Genomic DNA, 15,980 nt, shown 5'->3' with positions numbered 1-15,980 from the left:
ATCGGCGGCCAGGCCGGTGTCCTGCTGGTACTTCAGCGGGGCAAGGCGGGGAAACACGGTGTGGTCGTCGCCGAACACCAGCGTGTGGCCACCTTCGTCATGCTGGAAGTGAAAGCTGAGGCCTTCCTCCTCGCACAGGCGCTGGATGAAGTGCAGGTCGGATTCGTCGTACTGCACGCAGTAATCGCGTTCGGGGTAGGCGTGGCCGAGTTGGAAACGGAAGCTGTCGGCCTGGATGCCGTGGGCCTGCAGCACTTCGGCGATGATCTGTGGCACCGTCAGGTGTTGGAAGATGCGCTGATCGAAACTCTGGGCGAGGTAGGCGAGGGCCGGCCGCAGGCTGATGGCGTAGCGGGTCAGGCGTTTGCCCGAGTCGCCTTGTTCGATGCTGTGGATCACGCCGTGCACGCCCTTGCCGCCGGGGCCGAAGGCGAGGTAGGCGGGCTGGTTGATCAGCGCATCGAGGTCGAGATCGGGGCGCTCGCTGACCAGCTCGATATCGAAGCAATAGGGGTGGTTGAGCCTCTCCCGGCCTTCGAAGCCTGCTACCTGCAGGTCGGTTTCATGGTTCGCGATGGCGAGGGTGATGTGCGCCTGGTTGGCATCCCGCATGCCTTGGCCTCCTTCCTTGGGTTAGGCAAAGGCCGGAGGGTGACCGATGGCCGCGTCCAGTTCAACAACCACGGCTCTAGAGCATGCATCAGGTCAAGAAATGCCCGCTCTTGCGCGTAATGCTGTTCACTCAATGACTCAAGCTGGAGTTGGATCACATGTAGGAGCGGGCCACGCCCGCGATTCGCGCGCATGGCGCGCTCCTACAAAGTACTCTCCGTGCTTATCTGAACAGCATTACGCTCTTGCGCGGCTCAACCGCGCCGTTCCTCGTTCAGCCGCTCCAGCTCGCGGCGGACCATCGCGGTGTATTCCGGCGGGCTGAGCTGGTACAGCTCGGTGGCTACCCAGGGAAGCCAGCGGGGGCCCAGCGCTTCGCGGCGTGCCAACAGCCGTTGGGCTTCGGCAGTGGCCCGGGCGGCGTTGCGCGTGTGGAAATCTGCTCGGCTCATGGTCGTCTCCTGTCAGATGCGGGCGATTGAATAGCAGAGGCGCGGGGGCTTGGTAAACTCCGACGCCCGCGCTAGGCTCGACGGCTTCGATCCGCTCAGCGAGTACGATCCATGCCGGTGCGTGTGAACTTCAAGGACAAGATCTCCCGCCAGCGTCCCTATGGCAGGGCCGAGGCTGGGCTCAGGGCCAGCGATGGCGACCTGGGCGCGGTGATCGACCAGCTGGAGAGCGACCGCGGGCGGATCATCAACTCGGCCGCCGTGCGCCGCCTGCAGCAGAAGACCCAGGTCTTCCCGCTCGAACGCAACGCCGCGGTGCGCAGCCGCCTGACTCATTCGCTGGAAGTCCAGCAGACCGGCCGCTTCATTGTCCGCACGCTCTATAAACAGCTCGGCGCCAGGGCGGCCGATTATGGCCTGGACGGCCTGGAGGGCGCGCTGGAAAGCCTGGTGGAAATGGCCTGCCTGATGCACGACATCGGCAATCCCCCGTTCGGTCATTTCGGCGAATATGCCATCGGCGCCTGGTTCGAGCGCCATCTGGACGAACTGTTCGCCGCCGCCGTGCCGCCGGGGCAGGGCGATGCCGAGTTGCGCACACGCATGCTCGTCGACCTCAAGCAGTTCGAGGGCAACGCCCAGGCGATCCGCCTGGTGGTGACGCTGTTGCGCCTGAACCTCACCTATACCCAGACTGCCGGCCTGCTCAAGTACGTGCGTCCGGCCCATGCGCCGAAGCCGCAGAAGGGCACTCCGGGCGCCTATCTGCAGAAGAAGCCCGGTTTCTACCTTTCCGAGGAAGGCTTCATCCATGAACTGCAGGCGGCGCTGGATCTGCGGCCCTGCACGCGCCATCCGCTCGCCTATGTCATGGAGGCGGCCGACGATATCGCCTACTGCCTGGCGGACATCGAGGATTCGGTGGAGAAGGGTATCTTCAGCATCGAACAACTGGCGCAGTTGCTGCTGGCCAAGTTCGCCGAGCACGGTTCGCCCGACGCGCCGATTCCCGGGCCTGAGCGCAGCTTTCGCAGCATGGTCAACTATGCGCTGGAGCGCGCCGGGAAGGAGCCGATCAACAAGGTCGGCGAGTTCTTCATCTGGTTGCGGGTGAACATGATCCACCCGCTGGTCCAGCATGCCGCGCGGCAGTTCATCGACAACATCGAGGCGGTCTACCACGGCACGCTCGATCGCGCGCTGCTGGAAGACGACAGCCTGCCCAACGCCATCGTGCAGACCTTCAAGAACGTGGCGATGGACCGAGTGTTCTGCCACCGCGAGGTGGAGACCCTGCAACTGCAAGGCTATCGCATCCTCCAGGGGCTGCTGGATCACTACGCCCAGCTGTTGCGCGTGCCGCCGGAGGTCTTCCATGAGCTCACGGTTGGCAACTGCCGCAACGAGCCGCACCTGCAGATGCTGGCGCGGCGCCTGCCCAATCAACTGGTCAAGGCCTATCACGAAGCGCTCAAGGATCATCCGCAAGCTTCGGCGGACCGGCCGTTGTGGGAATTCTATTGCCGCAATCGCATGTTGCAGGACTTCGTCAGCGGCATGACCGACCAGCTCGCCCAAGACGAATATCGCGCCTTGTCGGCGCTATAAACCCCGGTTACCGGCAGGCTGAGCGGCTCCGTCGCACGGTTTGCGTGCCTTGGCACCCGTGTGGCCGCTGCGCTTGGTACGCACATTGCTATGACATGGTGCAGCGGCCGGCGTGAAAGCCCCTAAATGGCGCACGCAAGGAATCTGGGTTTATTCATAACTTATTGAAAAATAATACTATTAACGTGATCGAAGCGTTGATGGACCCACCTCCCGGCTGCAGGTGGCGGTTAGCGGTTCCGACTTTGTGATGCATCACGGTGCGTCATGCGGATCAAGATAACCGTTTTGGTGCGTTCTACCCGGTGAGGCTGTAACTACCGATGGAAAACCTCAATAACGCCGTGGAAACTCTGATCCATGGTTCGAACACGCTCTTCATCCTCATGGGGGCGGTCATGGTGCTGGCGATGCATGCCGGCTTCGCCTTTCTCGAAGTCGGCACCGTGCGGCTGAAGAACCAGGTCAATGCCCTGTCGAAGATCATCACGGATTTCGCCGTATCCACCCTGGCGTACTTCTTCATCGGCTACTGGATCGCCTACGGCGTGACCTTCATGCAGCCGGCCGAGCAACTGGTGGCCGATCATGGCTACGCGCTGGTGAAGTTCTTCTTCCTGCTCACCTTCGCCGCGGCGATTCCGGCGATCATCTCCGGCGGCATCGCCGAGCGTGCACGTTTCGGCCCGCAGCTGTGCGCGACCTTGCTGATCGTCGCCTTCGTCTACCCCTTCTTCGAAGGCATGACCTGGAACGGCAACTTCGGCGTTCAGGCCTGGCTGGAGCACCGGTTCGGTGCGGCTTTCCATGATTTCGCCGGCTCCGTGGTGGTGCATGCCATGGGGGGCTGGCTGGCTTTCGGGGCGGTGATCCTGCTCGGCCGGCGTAACGGCCGCTACCGCGACGGCCGCCTGGTGGCGTTCGCGCCGTCGAACATTCCGTTCCTGGCGCTCGGCTCCTGGATTCTCATCGTCGGCTGGTTCGGCTTCAACGTGATGAGCGCCCAGACCATCGAAGGGATCAGCGGGCTGGTGGCCGTCAACTCGCTGATGGCGATGGTGGGCGGCACCGCTGCGGCCTGGCTGGTCGGCCGCAACGACCCGGGCTTTCTGCACAACGGCCCGCTGGCCGGGCTGGTGGCGGTCTGTGCCGGCTCCGACCTGATGCATCCGGTCGGTGCGCTGGCCACCGGCGCCATCGCCGGGGCATTGTTCGTCTGGGCGTTCACCGCGACACAGAACCGCTGGAAGATCGACGACGTGCTCGGTGTCTGGCCGTTGCACGGCCTGTGCGGCATCTGGGGCGGCATTGCCTGCGGTATCTTCGGGCAGCAGGCACTCGGCGGGCTCGGTGGCGTCAGCATGGCCAGCCAGCTGATCGGCAGCGCACTGGGCATGCTGGTGGCGCTGGCTGGCGGCTTTGCGGTCTATGGGCTGCTCAAGGTTTCGCTGGGCATCCGCTTGAGCCAGGAAGACGAGTACAACGGTGCCGATCTCGCGATCCACCGGATCGGAGCGCTCAGCCACGACTGAGCGCTCAATAGCCCCGCGTGCGCTGCACCTGGTAAGCCAGTGGACGGCCGTCGCGCAACGCCTGCAGATTCTGTACGACGATCCGTGCGGCGCTGCGCAGGTCGGTCGCGGCGGCCACGTGCGGCAGCAGCGTCACCTTCGGGTGTCGCCAGAAGGGGTGGTCCGTCGGCAAGGGTTCGCTGCGAAATACATCGAGCACGGCCTGGCCGACCTGGCTGTTGTCCAAGGCCTGGAGCAGATCCGCCTCCACGACATGCGCGCCGCGCGCCAGGTTGACCAGTCCGGCGCCGGGGCGCAGGGCATCGAAGAAGCGCCGGTCCAGCAGGTCGGTGGTCCGTGCCGTCAATGGCAGCAGGTTGATCAGGATGTCGCTGCGCCCCAGCAGCGGCCACAGCGCCGCCATACCGCAATGCAGGGGGATGCCTGCGATGCTGCCGCCGTGCAGGTTCCAGCCTGCCACGCGATAACCCAGGGCGAGCAGGCGGCTGGCGCAGGCGCGCCCCATCTGGCCCATGCCCAGCACCGTCACCTGGATTTCGTCGGCGCGTCGTTGCGGTAGCGGTCGCCAGGTGGCCGTACGCTGCTGGCGCGCATAGGCGAAGAAGTCGCGGTGTAGCGAAAGGGTCGCCCAGAGCGCGGTCTCGGCCATGGCGGCGTTCATGGCCGGATCGACCATGCGTGCGACCGGCACGTCGGCGGGCAGGCTCGGGTCGGCCAGCAGCCGGTCGACGCCGGCCCAGAGCGACTGGATCAGGCGCAGGTTCGTCAGGCCCCGCAGCGAACCCGGAGGAGGGTTGGCCACCACGGCCGCGCCGATCCGCCCGGCGTTCTCCGGCGTGACGGACAGATGCCAGGCGGCATCGGGCAAGGCCTCTTGCAGCGCCGCGAGCCAGGCGTCCCGTTCGTCATCGTCGAAGCTGCCGCAGAGCAGTATGTCCATCGTTCGTGGTTTCCCTTGTTCGCGTCGTTGCCACGGAACTGTACTCAGCCGCGCGGCCTCTGAATATTCAAGCATTGGAACACGTGCACGCGTGCTTTCAGTCTGTTCAAACGCGCCTGGAGAACACCATGGAACTCCCCAACAAAGACCTCGGCACCCTGTTCGAACAGCTCGGCCTGGCCTCCGATCCCGCCAGCATCGATGCCTTCATCGCCAGCCATTCGCCGCTGCCGGAGGACGTCAGGCTGGCCGATGCACCGTTCTGGAACGAGGCGCAGCGGGCGCTGCTGCGGGACGAATGGGTGGAGGATGCGGAATGGGCGCCGATCATCGACGAACTCAACGTGCGGCTGCACGAACGCTAGGGCCTGTCGCCATTTCGTTCGCGACCGCGACGAAACGACAACGGACCCTGGGCGGGCGCAGCGCGGCCGGCGGAAGGAGGCGCTACGGGTTGGGCTTCGGCACCATGCGCCTCGGCTACAACCTGCCGCCTCGCTCCAGCGTCAGCGCAAGCTGAACGGCATCAATCGAGCAGGTCGGCTGGCACGTTGCCGCCGTTCTCGGCCAGCCGGTTGAGCACGGTCTTGTGCAGCCACATGTTCATCTGCGCCGAATCGGCCATCTTGTCCTGCGGGCAACCCAGCTCGCTGGCCAGTTCCTTGCGTGCGGTCAGGCTGCTGTCCAGGCCGAGCAGCTTGAGCAGGTCGACGATGGAGGTGCGCCAGTTGAGTTTTTCCGGATTATTGGCCGCCATGCCGTCGAGCTTCGCCGCCACATCCACCTGGTCCATGACCGGGGTGACCGGTGCCGCCGCACCGCCGGTGGATGCTTCCGGGGGCGTGGTGGGCGCCGTACTGCCTGGCGCCGCATGTGCCTTGCCGAGGCCGATCTTTTCCAGAATCGTGTTGAACAAGCCCATGGTGAATCTCCTTTCTGCGTAGGGGGAAGAGCCGAGGCTCGCAGATAGGACCGCTGGCGCCTGGATTCGTCGCGCTACAAATCCAGCATCAGGCGGATCGCCAGGCCAACCGCGATGCTCAGGGTGAAACTGAGCAGGGTGCCGAGCAGTACGTACTCGCTGCGCTGGCGGTTGTTGCGCCCCTTGAGCTCGTTGAAGCGCAGGATGCTTTTCGCCGTGAGCAGGAAGCCGATGGCCTGCCACTGGCCGAGCAGCACCAGGGTCAGGATCAGGCCGCGCTCCAGGTAGCCGACGGAGGCGCCGCCGTTGACCAGCGAATCGTCGGTGCCGATGCGTTCCTGCCAGGGCCTGAGCATGGCGCCGATCAGCCGGATGCCGGGGCGAGCATCAGCAAATAGCCGAGCAGGATCAGCAGATTGCGCGCATTGGCCTGGGCATCGAGATAGGTCGGCACGGCCTGCCAGAGGCTTTCGCTGGTCAGCCACAAGGCGACGATCAACAGCAATGCCGCGAGCTGTTCCAGCAGCAGGCTGCGCGCCGAGCGCTGCGGGCCTGCCGTCCAGCCACCGGCCAGGATGCGCGCCAGCATGACCAGCAATGCCGCCGAGCCGGCCAGCACCGGATCGTCGCGTAGCCCCCCGAAGATCAGCAGTACCGCAAGCCCCTGGGCCAGCCCCAGCAGATACAGCGCGGGGCTGCGCCAGGCGCGCGGTGCCTCCTGCAGGCGCCGGCGCAGCGGCAGGAGGAAATCCAGGACGACGTGGGCCAGCAGCAGCCAGAGCAGCAGCGTGATCGAATCAGGCATCTTCGAGCTCCTTCAGCCAGTCGCGTGCGCAGCCGAGGTAGCGATCCACCAGCCGCGCATCGGCACGTTGCAGCGCCTTGGTCACCGTCACCCGCGATTTGCCCAGCTGTTCGGCGATGCTGCGCTGGTCCAGGCCGCGGGTCAGGTGCAGGTAGTAGGTCTGGGCTTCCACCGGCGTCCAGCGCTCGACGATGGCTTCGACGAAGGCGGTGGGCAGCTCGGCGTACCTGAGCAATTGCGGGATGCTGCTGAACAGGCAGAAGGTTTCCTTCTTCATCCCGTCCAGGCCCTGGCCGGACAGCACGAACGCCTCGCCGTATACCTGGCCATCGTTTTCGGCCCGGCCGATACCCAGCGCCAGCCGCGCATCCCAGCGTTCGCCTGGCGGGCTGGCGGCGATCAGGCCGGCACGCAAGGCGAGCGCACAGTCGAAGGCCGTCTGCGCGTGGCGCATGGTCAGCTGGAAGCCATCGCCGCGAAAGGTTTCGCTGCGCGCCTCATAGCGCTCGCCCAGCGTGGCCAGCAGCGTCTTGAGACATGCGAGGAAGGCCTCGGTATCGTGCATCGAGCGCGAACCGATCAGGTCGCCTGTGAGCACCGCCATCGGGGTCATCGGAAAGGTTCCGTTGTCTGGAAAAGCTACGTGAAGAGAAAGTAGCCTAATAAGGCAACTAAAGCAAAAGTGGCCTTTTAAGGCTACGTGCATCGTCGCCGTCATGTTCCTGGCTCATCGGGCCGTCTAGAATGCCTGTTTTTGCGCGATCAAGGACCCACCATGACCCCACCGACTCCCGGCGATCTCGATATCGACGCGCGCTATGCCTGTGCGAAAGCCCTGGCGCTCGAAGCCGCGCAGCTGGGCATGGATTTCTATCGGCGCCGTGAGGCGCTGGCCGTCGAGCACAAGGGCAGCGATCGGCAGGATGTGGTCAGCATTGCCGACAAGCGGATCGAAGACTTCATCCGCGCGCGGCTCGCCGAGCGCTTCCCCGAGGATGGCTTTCTCGGTGAGGAAAGCGGTTCGGCCGATCTGCAGGCGCGCTGCGTCTGGGTGATCGATCCCATCGACGGCACCGCCTGCTTCGTCAATGGCCTGCACACCTGGTGCGTGTCGGTCGGCCTGCTGGTCGATGGCCAGCCCCATGTCGGGGCGATCGCCGATCCGAATCACGACGAACTGTTCCACGGCTGCCGGGGGCGGGGCGCCTTCGTCAACGACACCCCGCTCGCGGTCAGCGCCGCCACCCATGTCTGCGAGGGGCTGACCGGCGCCGGTACCTTCCACCCGCGCGGCAAGGAGCATTTCATTCCCTTTCTGCAAAAGCTGCTGGGCGAAGGCGGCATGTTCATCCGCAACGGCTCCGGGGCGCTGATGACCGCCTATGTGGCTGCCGGGCGCCTCATCGGTTACTACGAGACCCAGCTCAAGAGCTGGGACTGCCTGGCCGGCCTGGTGCTGGTGGAGGAGGCCGGTGGCCGGGTGAACGATTTCTTCCGTAATGACGGCCTGCTGCACGGCAACCCGTATCTGGTGGCCGCGCCAGGCGTATACCGGCAACTGGCGCAACTGATCGGGCCGTCGCTGGACGGCTGATCGGCGCCGCGGCATCTCGCGTTCGTCGCGCGCGCGTTGCATCGTTCCTGCAGGACGAGCAGCCTGTGCTATACCGTCCAGACGCGACGAGGGCCGACGAACGGCCCGCTCACTACGGGGGAACATAACGGCCCATCCATCAGGCCCGAGCCTATGTGAGCTGATGGAGGCCCCGCAAACAGCGAGGTAACGATCATGACCATGATGCAATGCGCCTACCGCGATCACACCATCACCGCCGAGGTGCTGGAATATCCCGGCACCTCGACGCCCTGGGCTGGCGGCTGCCGTATCACCGATCCGTCCGGGCATGTCACCCGTCGTCTGCCGTTGCCGCTGGAACATGCCTTCATGGATGAACTGGACAAGGCCCAGCGCCTGTCCATCGCCCACGGCAAATGGCTGGTGGACCAGCACCTCGATCACGGGCGGCAGCTGTTCTCGCAAGCAGCCTGACTGGCCGCGCTCGCGCCTGCGCGCCGGATGTCCGGCGCGCTTTTGTTTTGAAGATAATCTTTTCAACTTTCGCGGCCGTGCGATCTGCCAGGCTTCGCGACGGCAACGCCTGCAATCGTGCCAAGTTCCGGATAGCAAAGCGAAAATTCCATTGCCGGAGCGAAAGGCGCGGCGACATTTTGGGCGTTGCTTAATGAGCGAAACGGTGGCATAGCTGATACCGAGCCATCCGCAAAGGTGGCCGTTCATAAGCGGAAGTAAGGACGACTTATGCAAATCCAGGTTCACAGCGATAACCACATCGAAGGCAGTGCCCGTCTGGTCGATTGGGTCAGTGCCAGTGTCGCCAGCAAGCTGGAGCGTTTCGACGACGAACTGACGCGCGTCGTCGTCCACCTGAACGACGAAAACGGCGAAAAAGCCGGTGCCCATGACAAGCGTTGCCAGATCGAGGCGCGGCCGAAGGGGCTGCAGCCGATCTCCGTGACGCACAAGGCCGAGTCGCTGGAGTTGGCGCTCGACGGCGCGGTCGACAAGCTCGAGAACGCGCTCAATCACCAGTTCGGCAAACTGCGCAGCAAGCGTATGGAGGCACAGTTGCTGGCGGGCGGCGGCGCAGCAGGCCAGGATGCCTTGCTCGAGGAAGACTTCCTGGCGGACGAACTGGTCCGCAATTCATAACCTGGGACAAGGGCCTTCCCCGCGAAGGCCCTTGCGCTTCAAGCCAGCAGCTCCGGCGGTATCGTGCCGCCATGCTCGGCCAGCTTCCTCATCACTTCCCGGTGCAGCCACATATTCATCTGTGCCGTGTCGGCCATCCGTTCCGGCGGACAGCCCAGCTCCGTGGCGAGCTGCCGGCGCGACTCCAGGCTGCTGTCCAGGCCCAGCAACTTCAGCAGATCGACGATGGATGCGCGCCAGTTGAGCGCTTCCGGGTACTGCGCAGCCTTCGCTTCCAGTTGTGCCACCACATCCACGCCACGCGCGGTGGCCGCCGAACGGTTCAGGTCCATGTTCGGCGCGAGGGTTTCGTTGGCCGTCGCCGATGGCCTGTCGTTGGACAGCGTGACGCCTTCGGCATTGGACAGCCCGGCATCCGCCGGTGGTACGTCGGCCTTGGTTTGCGCCTCGTTGGATACGTCGCCGAAGCCAAGCTTCGCCTTGATCGAATCGAAAAGCCCCATTGCCTGTCTCCTGGCTGTTGGTCGTGAGCATTGGACCGCCACGTGCGGCAAGCCATTCGCTTCCGTAGGTCGGCTGGGCGTGGCATCCGTCCGTGGCGAGTGTGGCGGGCAACTGGCAAGATTCGCGCTCGGCCCATCCATGCTTTTTCTGCTGTCGAGAACTGATGATCGAACTCGCGATTTACCAGATCGATGCGTTCACCCACGAGCGCTTCAAGGGCAACCCGGCCGCCGTGGTGGGCGATATCGCAGTCGTTCGCCGTGAGGACGGCCTGCTGGAAATGAGTTTTCCCAACCGTGCGCCGGAGCCGGTCGCCGAGCCGCCGCAGGTGCTGCTCGCTGCGCTGAATCTGGTGCCCGAATGCGTGTTGAGGAATCGCCAGGCCTGGTTCGTCGTCTGCGCCGACGAGGAGCAGGTGCGCGCAGCGACGAAGCCCGATACGGCGTGCCGGCCCTTGTTGGGCTTTGCTGCGCTCAGCGCCAACCTACCCGCGAGTGCCCGGTCGCTCGCACATCGGCGAGCGTCGGCTAATCAAGCCGGTGAATGGGCAAGACACCAGCAGCGCCTCAGAACGACTTGATCATCCTGCCCAGCAATTCCATCGCCTTCTCGCTGCGCGCATCCCACGGGTGCCCGTGATTCAGCCGGGCGCAATTGCGAAAGCGCTGGGTCGCCGAGAAGATCGGCCCCGGCGCCAGGCTGATGCCCTGGGCCAGCGCCAGCTGTAGCAGCTGCAGTGAATCCACCCGCTCGGGAAACTCGAACCAGAGGAAGTAGCCGCCGCTGGGACGCGTCACCCGGGTGCTGGCCGGAAAGTGCCGGGCGGCGGAGGCGAGCATCGCGCCCTGTTGCCTCTCCAGCGCGTGGCGCAGCTTGCGCAGGTGGCGATCATAGCCGCCGTGCTGCAGGTAGTCGGCGATGGCCGCCTGCGCGGGCACGGACGGGGAGATGGTGGTCATCAACTTGAGCCGGGCGATCTGCTCGGCATAGCGGCCGCCGGCGACCCAGCCCACCCGGTAGCCGGGCGCGAGGCTCTTGGAGAACGAGCCGCAGTGCATCACCAGGCCTTCGCGGTCGTGGCTCTTGACCGGCTTGGGCGGTTCGCGGGTGAAATACAGCTCGGCGTAGACGTCATCTTCGATCAGCGGCACCTGATGGCGCTGCAGCAACTCGTAGAGCTGCCGCTTCTTCGCCTCGCCCATGCTCGCGCCGAGTGGGTTCTGCAGGCTGCTCATGAACCAGCAGGCCTTGATCGGCAGCTGTGCGAGACTGTCGGCCAGGGTGTCGAGGTCGATGCCTTCGCGCGGGTGCAGCGGAATCTCCACTGCCTTGAGCTTGAGCCGTTCCAGCACCTGCAGGGTGGCGTAGAAGGCCGGCGCCTCGATGGCCACCAGGTCGCCCGGTTCGGTCACCACCTGCAAGCAGAGGTTCAGCGCCTCCATGGCGCCGGTGGTGATCACCAGCTCGTCCATCGGCAGCATCACCCCGCTGACCATGTAGCGCAGGGCGATCTGCCGGCGCAGGTCGGGGTTGCCGGCGGTCATCTCGGCGATCACTTCGCGCGCCGGCATGTCGCGCACGCTCTGCGCCATCGAGCGGGCCAGGCGCTGCAGGGGGAACAGTTCGGGGCTGGGGAAGGCCGAGCCGAAGGGCACGGTATCCGGGTCGCGCAGCGAGGCGAGCACCGAGAACACCAGTTCGCTGACGCCGACGTCGGTGGTTTGCGCGGGTCGCACGCTGATGTCCGGCTCGTGCAACGGGCGCTTGACGTGCTCGCGAACGAAATAGCCCGAGCGTGCCCGCGCCTGGATCAGCCCGCGATCCTCCAGCAGGTAATAGGCCTGGAACACGGTGGACGGGCTGACGCCGTAGGTACGGCTGGCATGGCGCACCGAGGGCACCTTTTCCCCCGGCGCGAGCACACCGCTGCGGATCAGTTCGGCAATCTCGTCGGCGAATTTCTCGTAGCGTTTCATCGTGTCCGGGCCGTGACGGGTAGGCGCGTCAAGTCTACTGCGGTGACCGTGCCGGCGCGACGAAGGTGCTCGGCGTGCTCACCCGGCTGGCCGGTTCGGCGACGTCGTGAGCCTCGAAGCGCAGCGCGTGGCTGCCGGCCTGGCGCGGGTCGAGCAGCGCCACGCTGACCGGCAGGTCGGCGATCTCGCCGGGTGCCAGGTCGACCTCGTCCGGGCCATGCAGCTCGAACGGGCCATCGTCCAGGGCGAGCGAATAGCGGCGCGGTTGTTGGGTCTTGTTGATGAGTTTGAGGCGGTACATGTTCTCGATCTGCCCCTGGGTGTTCTCGCGGAACAGCGTGCGATCCTTGGTCACGTCCAGCGACAGCTGCGGGCGAACCTCCAGCGCCCAGGCGAAGGCGCCGATCATCGCCGCCATCGCCACGGCATAGCCCACCAGACGCGGGCGCAGGAAGTGCGTGGCGCCGCCTTGCAGCGCGCGTTCCGAGGTGTAGCGCAGCAGGCCGCGGGCATAGCCCATCTTGTCCATCACGCTGTCGCAGACGTCGATGCAGGCGCCGCAGCTGATGCAGTCCAGCTGCAGGCCATCGCGGATGTCGATGCCGGTGGGGCAGACCTGCACGCACAGCGTGCAATCGATGCAGTCGCCCAGGTTTTGCGCACGCGGGTCGCTGTCCTTGCGCCGCGCGCCGCGGTTCTCGCCCCGCGCCGCATCGTAGGAGACCACCAGGGTGTCGGCGTCGAACATCGCGCTCTGGAAGCGCGAATACGGGCACATGTGCAGGCATACCTGCTCGCGCAGCCAGCCGGCGTTGATATAGGTCGCGGCGGTGAAGAACAGCAGCCAGAACGTGGCCGCCGGGCCGAGTTCGAAACGGGCGAGATCGCCGACCAGCTCGCGTACCGGGGTGAAGTAGCCGACGAAGGCCAACGCGGTCGCCAGGCTGATCGCCAGCCACAGGCCATGCTTGGCGGTGCGGCGCAGCAGCTTGCCGGCCGACCAGGGCGCGGCGTCCAGCTTGATGCGTTGCTGGCGGTCGCCCTCGGTGATCTTCTCCACCCACATGAACATCCAGGTCCAACTGCTCTGCGGGCAGGCATAGCCGCACCAGACGCGGCCGGCCAGCACGGTGATGAAGAACAGGCCGAAGGCGGCGATGATCAGCAAGCCGGAAAGCAGGATGAAATCCTGTGGCCAGAAAGTGGCACCGAAGATGTGGAACTGCTGCCTGCCCAGGTCCCACAGCACCGCTTGGCGACCATTCCAGTTCAGCCAGACGGTGCCGAAGTAGAGCAGCATCAGCAGGCCGCCGCCCAGCAGGCGCAGGTTGCGGAAGAAGCCGCTGAAGCTGCGCGTATGAATGGGCCCGCCGCGCTGCGCGGGCGTCAGGCGGATCGGTTGGCTGGGATCAACGGTTTCGATGATCCGCGCGGGTATGCGGTCGGTCATTGGTTTTCGCCCCATAGGCTTTTCAGGCGAGCGGATGATCGACGGCGGAGCGTTCGTATAACAGACTCAGATTTGCCTTGAAAATACGGATCAGATGAGGCTGGCGGGCGCCTATCAGGCTTCCATGGGGCGACGGTTGACCTGTATCAGCGAAACCGTCCGCAACTCGACTGATCCGTATTTTTCGTGCGCATCTGCACCTGTTGCGCAATGGAAGCTACAGCCATAGTCGATACCTTTTGGCCGGTCAGCGAAGGGGGAATGTCATGTATCACGACGAGCGTTACCAGCGGCTGGAGGCAGTCCGATGATCATCAAGGGCCTGACTTGGCTGGTGCTGCTGCAACTGCTCGGCGGCATGCTCAACCTGCTGGTACCGGCATTGCCGGGGCCGATCATCGGCATGGTCTTGCTGTTCGGCCTGTTGCTGTTGCGCCGCGGCATCCCCGAGCCGCTGGAGAAGACCGCTGCGCTGCTGCTGCAGTATCTGCCGCTGCTGCTGATCGTGCCGGCGGCCGGGATCATGACCAGCGGCGCCGCGCTGCTGGACGACCTGCCCGCCATCGCGGCGGGCCTGGTACTGTCGCTGCTGGTCACCGTGCCGTTCTGTGGCTGGCTGATGCAGTGCTCATTCGCCGGCAGGAGGACCGGACATGAACACGCTCGACCTGCGCGCGTTCTGGCTGACGCTGGTGGAGCACCCGCTGTTTTCCGTGGCGCTGACGCTGATTGCCTTCCAACTGGCGCTCGTGCTGTACCGGCGCAGCGGCTGGCTGGTGCTGCAACCGGTGATGGTGGGGATGCTGCTGGTGGTCGCCACGCTGACGCTGGTCGGCATGGACTATGCGCGCTACCGCGAGGGCGCCGCGTTGATCGCCATGCTGCTGGGCCCGGCGACGGTGGCGCTGGCGGTACCGCTGTATCGACATCTGCGGCGCATCCAACAGTTGTTCTGGCCGATCCTCGTCACCCTGCTGGTCGGTGGCGTGCTCTGCGTGGCGCTGACCCTGTTGATCGCCTGGGCGCTGGGCGCGCAGCTGCCGGTGCTGATGAGCCTGGCGCCGAAATCCGCGACCATGCCGATCGCCATGCTGGTGGCCGAGCAACTCGGCGGCATGGCTTCGCTGGCGGCGGTGTTCGTCATGCTCACCGGCGTCATCGGCACCGCGCTGGGCCCGTTGCTGCTGCGTTGGGCAGGGGTCGAGCATCCGGCGGCGCGTGGCCTGAGCTACGGCATCAATGCCCATGCCATCGGCACGGCCAGGGCGCTGGAGGAGGGCGACGAATGCGGCGCCTTCGCCGCGCTGGGGATGAGCCTGCTGGGCATCCTGATCGCGTTGTTGCTGCCGTTCGCGCTGGGGTGATAGGCGCGCCCACAGGGTCCGCGGCATGCTCCGGCTACTTTTGTGGCCCGACCTCGGGGCGATGCTTTGAGCCTCAGGCAGTCCTGCGGCCTGCAATCGCCGCGAGGGCGCGCCTCACAGGGTTCGGTGTGCACAGGCTGCTTCTGTGGGAGGCCCGACCTCGGGGCGATGCTTTTGGGCTTCTGGCAGTCCAGCGGCCTGCAGTCGCCGCGAGGGCGCGCCTCCCACCGGTTCGGCGTGGGCTTGCTGTTCTTGTGGGAGCCCCGACCTCGGGGCGATGCTTTCGAGCCTCGGGCAGACCTGTAGTCTGCAATAATGCGCGCCGCCATTAGCCCTGCAGGAAATCCGACATGCTGGTATTCGAGATCGAGCCGATGAACGCGGAGGCGTACCGCCAGCAGACGCGGCGTAGCACGCTGATCGTCATCGCGACCTTCGCGGTGCTGGCCATGGGGCTGGCGACGACTACGGTGGCGCTGTTCGGCGAGCCGGGCGGCGACAACCTGCGCTGGAACATCGGCGGTGTGCTGGCCGGCCTGCTGCTGACGGTGGCGCTGGTGCGCCAGCTGTACTGGCGGCAGCCGTGGATGGCCGCGGCGGTCTACGGCTGGCGGCTCAAGCGCAGCCTGATGAGCATCACCAACCTGATGCATCACCTGAAGGCCGGCGTCGCCGCGCAGGACCCCACGGCCATGCGCCTGCTGCGCTTCTACCACCTGGGCATGACGCAGATGCACCAGCTGGATGCCAACTCCAGCGCCCTCAGCGAGATGGTCCCGGAGATCGATCGGCATCGCGAAGCCATGCAAGCGCTGGGTATGGACATCGACCAGCGCCGGCTGGATCCGGCCTGGCTGGAGGCGGTGAAGCGCTTCGGCGCCTCCCGCTAAGGCGGCCTGGCCGCGCTTCGTGGCCAGCGGGCAAGTCCTCCGGTGTCGGCTGGTTCGTATCGAACTGGTCGATGTTTATCGGTATGAAATTGCAACCATTCGAGGCTGGGGTGAATACATCATCCGCCCCGTCACGCCTGAGAGCGCGGCGCTCTCGTGAGCGGACGTGACCAGGCGTTTTCACGAGCTATGGT

General features: G+C 65.4%; 19 protein-coding genes and 1 pseudogene. 10 read left to right on the top strand and 10 right to left on the bottom strand.

Translation table 11 applies throughout. The features are described from left to right. Together tssI and BAY1663_RS13400 are read right to left on the bottom strand one after the other, a co-directional pair. Positions 1-612 (bottom strand): type VI secretion system tip protein TssI/VgrG (gene tssI, locus BAY1663_RS13405; RefSeq protein ID WP_037041635.1); only part of this gene is annotated, 612 nt, incomplete at its 3' end. Positions 613-866: 254 nt separating this feature from the next. Continuing rightward, positions 867-1,064 carry a hypothetical protein gene (locus tag BAY1663_RS13400; RefSeq protein WP_037041633.1) on the bottom strand — a complete coding sequence of 66 codons (198 nt, stop codon included), beginning with the start codon at positions 1,062-1,064 and terminating at the stop codon, positions 867-869. A gap of 111 nt (positions 1,065-1,175) precedes the next feature. Here BAY1663_RS13400 and dgt point away from each other — a divergent pair, with 111 nt between their 5' ends. Further along, entirely contained in the window at positions 1,176-2,672 is a 1,497-nt protein-coding gene (gene dgt, locus BAY1663_RS13395; RefSeq protein WP_037041631.1) for a dGTPase, read from the top strand. 323 nt (positions 2,673-2,995) lie between these two features. Next, a complete protein-coding gene (locus BAY1663_RS13390; protein ID WP_037041629.1) occupies positions 2,996-4,204 on the top strand; it encodes an ammonium transporter in 1,209 nt (402 codons plus the stop codon). Between the two features lie 4 nt (positions 4,205-4,208). Here BAY1663_RS13390 and BAY1663_RS13385 read toward each other — a convergent pair whose 3' ends face one another. Next, positions 4,209-5,144 (bottom strand): glyoxylate/hydroxypyruvate reductase A, encoded by a 936-nt coding sequence (locus tag BAY1663_RS13385; protein WP_037041627.1) that lies wholly within the window; start codon positions 5,142-5,144, stop codon positions 4,209-4,211. Positions 5,145-5,272: 128 nt separating this feature from the next. Between BAY1663_RS13385 and BAY1663_RS13380 the strand changes: the two genes are divergently transcribed. Then, a complete protein-coding gene (locus BAY1663_RS13380) occupies positions 5,273-5,509 on the top strand; it encodes a DUF2789 domain-containing protein (protein WP_037041618.1) in 237 nt (78 codons plus the stop codon). Positions 5,510-5,670: 161 nt separating this feature from the next. Here the strand turns inward: BAY1663_RS13380 and BAY1663_RS13375 are convergent, their stop codons facing one another. The 4 genes from BAY1663_RS13375 to BAY1663_RS13365 form a co-directional block, all read right to left on the bottom strand. After that, positions 5,671-6,066 (bottom strand): DUF3597 domain-containing protein, encoded by a 396-nt coding sequence (locus BAY1663_RS13375; protein WP_037041616.1) that lies wholly within the window; start codon positions 6,064-6,066, stop codon positions 5,671-5,673. Positions 6,067-6,140: 74 nt separating this feature from the next. Next, a complete protein-coding gene (locus tag BAY1663_RS25320; protein WP_256206755.1) occupies positions 6,141-6,422 on the bottom strand; it encodes a hypothetical protein in 282 nt (93 codons plus the stop codon). Between the two features lie 8 nt (positions 6,423-6,430). Then, positions 6,431-6,871: a hypothetical protein gene (locus BAY1663_RS25315; RefSeq protein WP_256206753.1), complete on the bottom strand. Its 441-nt coding sequence runs from the start codon at positions 6,869-6,871 to the stop codon at positions 6,431-6,433. Then, on the bottom strand, positions 6,864-7,484 hold the full coding sequence (locus BAY1663_RS13365) for a hypothetical protein (protein ID WP_037041614.1): 621 nt from the start codon (positions 7,482-7,484) through the stop codon (positions 6,864-6,866). The genes BAY1663_RS25315 and BAY1663_RS13365 overlap by 8 nt, the downstream gene beginning before the upstream one ends. A 162-nt stretch (positions 7,485-7,646) precedes the next feature. Between BAY1663_RS13365 and BAY1663_RS13360 the strand changes: the two genes are divergently transcribed. The 3 genes from BAY1663_RS13360 to BAY1663_RS13350 all read left to right on the top strand — a co-directional run bounded on the left by BAY1663_RS13360 (position 7,647) and on the right by BAY1663_RS13350 (position 9,602). Continuing rightward, positions 7,647-8,465: an inositol monophosphatase gene (locus BAY1663_RS13360; RefSeq protein WP_037041612.1), complete on the top strand. Its 819-nt coding sequence runs from the start codon at positions 7,647-7,649 to the stop codon at positions 8,463-8,465. Between the two features lie 195 nt (positions 8,466-8,660). Further along, positions 8,661-8,921: a hypothetical protein gene (locus tag BAY1663_RS13355; RefSeq protein WP_037041610.1), complete on the top strand. Its 261-nt coding sequence runs from the start codon at positions 8,661-8,663 to the stop codon at positions 8,919-8,921. Between the two features lie 270 nt (positions 8,922-9,191). Continuing rightward, complete coding sequence (locus BAY1663_RS13350; protein WP_037041608.1) at positions 9,192-9,602, top strand: HPF/RaiA family ribosome-associated protein; 411 nt, start codon at positions 9,192-9,194, stop codon at positions 9,600-9,602. Between the two features lie 38 nt (positions 9,603-9,640). On the opposite strand, the gene BAY1663_RS13345 is transcribed toward BAY1663_RS13350, so the two are convergent. Continuing rightward, entirely contained in the window at positions 9,641-10,105 is a 465-nt protein-coding gene (locus tag BAY1663_RS13345; RefSeq protein WP_037041606.1) for a DUF3597 domain-containing protein, read from the bottom strand. Between the two features lie 164 nt (positions 10,106-10,269). Here BAY1663_RS13345 and BAY1663_RS25310 point away from each other — a divergent pair, with 164 nt between their 5' ends. After that, on the top strand, positions 10,270-10,686 hold the full coding sequence (locus tag BAY1663_RS25310) for a hypothetical protein (protein ID WP_037041596.1): 417 nt from the start codon (positions 10,270-10,272) through the stop codon (positions 10,684-10,686). Here the strand turns inward: BAY1663_RS25310 and mapR are convergent. Further along, entirely contained in the window at positions 10,673-12,082 is a 1,410-nt protein-coding gene (gene mapR / locus BAY1663_RS13335) for a GntR family transcriptional regulator MpaR (RefSeq protein WP_037041594.1), read from the bottom strand. The genes BAY1663_RS25310 and mapR overlap by 14 nt on opposite strands. Positions 12,083-12,116: 34 nt before the next feature. Next, positions 12,117-13,532 (bottom strand): cytochrome c oxidase accessory protein CcoG, encoded by a 1,416-nt coding sequence (ccoG, locus tag BAY1663_RS13330; RefSeq protein WP_037041592.1) that lies wholly within the window; start codon positions 13,530-13,532, stop codon positions 12,117-12,119. A 307-nt stretch (positions 13,533-13,839) separates the two neighbouring features. Between ccoG and BAY1663_RS23855 the strand changes: the two are divergent. From BAY1663_RS23855 to BAY1663_RS13315, 3 genes and pseudogenes are all read left to right on the top strand, one after another. Then, positions 13,840-14,189: pseudogene (locus tag BAY1663_RS23855) on the top strand (CidA/LrgA family protein). After that, on the top strand, positions 14,186-14,896 hold the full coding sequence (locus tag BAY1663_RS13320) for an LrgB family protein (RefSeq protein ID WP_037041588.1): 711 nt from the start codon (positions 14,186-14,188) through the stop codon (positions 14,894-14,896). Before BAY1663_RS23855 ends, BAY1663_RS13320 begins: the two are co-directional and overlap by 4 nt. Positions 14,897-15,246: 350 nt before the next feature. Continuing rightward, entirely contained in the window at positions 15,247-15,786 is a 540-nt protein-coding gene (locus tag BAY1663_RS13315) for a DUF3087 domain-containing protein (protein ID WP_037041586.1), read from the top strand. Positions 15,787-15,980: the final 194 nt, after the last annotated feature.

It is taken from the genome of Pseudomonas sp. BAY1663, from assembly GCF_000582595.1.
GTDB lineage: Bacteria > Pseudomonadota > Gammaproteobacteria > Pseudomonadales > Pseudomonadaceae > Stutzerimonas > Stutzerimonas stutzeri_AF.
The sequence above is the reverse complement of the archived record's forward strand: the minus strand, read 5'-3'. Positions and strand labels throughout refer to the sequence as shown.

Coding starts and splice junctions, on each gene's coding strand:
- BAY1663_RS13320 (WP_037041588.1), top strand. CDS start 14,186: ATGAACACGCTCGACCTGCGCGCGTTCTGGCTGACGCTGGTGGAGCAC.
- BAY1663_RS13345 (WP_037041606.1), bottom strand. CDS start 10,105: ATGGGGCTTTTCGATTCGATCAAGGCGAAGCTTGGCTTCGGCGACGTA.
- BAY1663_RS25310 (WP_037041596.1), top strand. CDS start 10,270: ATGATCGAACTCGCGATTTACCAGATCGATGCGTTCACCCACGAGCGC.
- BAY1663_RS13365 (WP_037041614.1), bottom strand. CDS start 7,484: ATGACCCCGATGGCGGTGCTCACAGGCGACCTGATCGGTTCGCGCTCG.
- BAY1663_RS13385 (WP_037041627.1), bottom strand. CDS start 5,144: ATGGACATACTGCTCTGCGGCAGCTTCGACGATGACGAACGGGACGCC.
- BAY1663_RS13355 (WP_037041610.1), top strand. CDS start 8,661: ATGACCATGATGCAATGCGCCTACCGCGATCACACCATCACCGCCGAG.
- mapR (WP_037041594.1), bottom strand. CDS start 12,082: ATGAAACGCTACGAGAAATTCGCCGACGAGATTGCCGAACTGATCCGC.
- BAY1663_RS13315 (WP_037041586.1), top strand. CDS start 15,247: ATGCTGGTATTCGAGATCGAGCCGATGAACGCGGAGGCGTACCGCCAG.
- BAY1663_RS25320 (WP_256206755.1), bottom strand. CDS start 6,422: ATGCTCAGGCCCTGGCAGGAACGCATCGGCACCGACGATTCGCTGGTC.
- ccoG (WP_037041592.1), bottom strand. CDS start 13,532: ATGACCGACCGCATACCCGCGCGGATCATCGAAACCGTTGATCCCAGC.
- BAY1663_RS13380 (WP_037041618.1), top strand. CDS start 5,273: ATGGAACTCCCCAACAAAGACCTCGGCACCCTGTTCGAACAGCTCGGC.
- BAY1663_RS13375 (WP_037041616.1), bottom strand. CDS start 6,066: ATGGGCTTGTTCAACACGATTCTGGAAAAGATCGGCCTCGGCAAGGCA.
- dgt (WP_037041631.1), top strand. CDS start 1,176: ATGCCGGTGCGTGTGAACTTCAAGGACAAGATCTCCCGCCAGCGTCCC.
- BAY1663_RS13350 (WP_037041608.1), top strand. CDS start 9,192: ATGCAAATCCAGGTTCACAGCGATAACCACATCGAAGGCAGTGCCCGT.
- BAY1663_RS13360 (WP_037041612.1), top strand. CDS start 7,647: ATGACCCCACCGACTCCCGGCGATCTCGATATCGACGCGCGCTATGCC.
- BAY1663_RS25315 (WP_256206753.1), bottom strand. CDS start 6,871: ATGCCTGATTCGATCACGCTGCTGCTCTGGCTGCTGCTGGCCCACGTC.
- BAY1663_RS13390 (WP_037041629.1), top strand. CDS start 2,996: ATGGAAAACCTCAATAACGCCGTGGAAACTCTGATCCATGGTTCGAAC.
- BAY1663_RS13400 (WP_037041633.1), bottom strand. CDS start 1,064: ATGAGCCGAGCAGATTTCCACACGCGCAACGCCGCCCGGGCCACTGCC.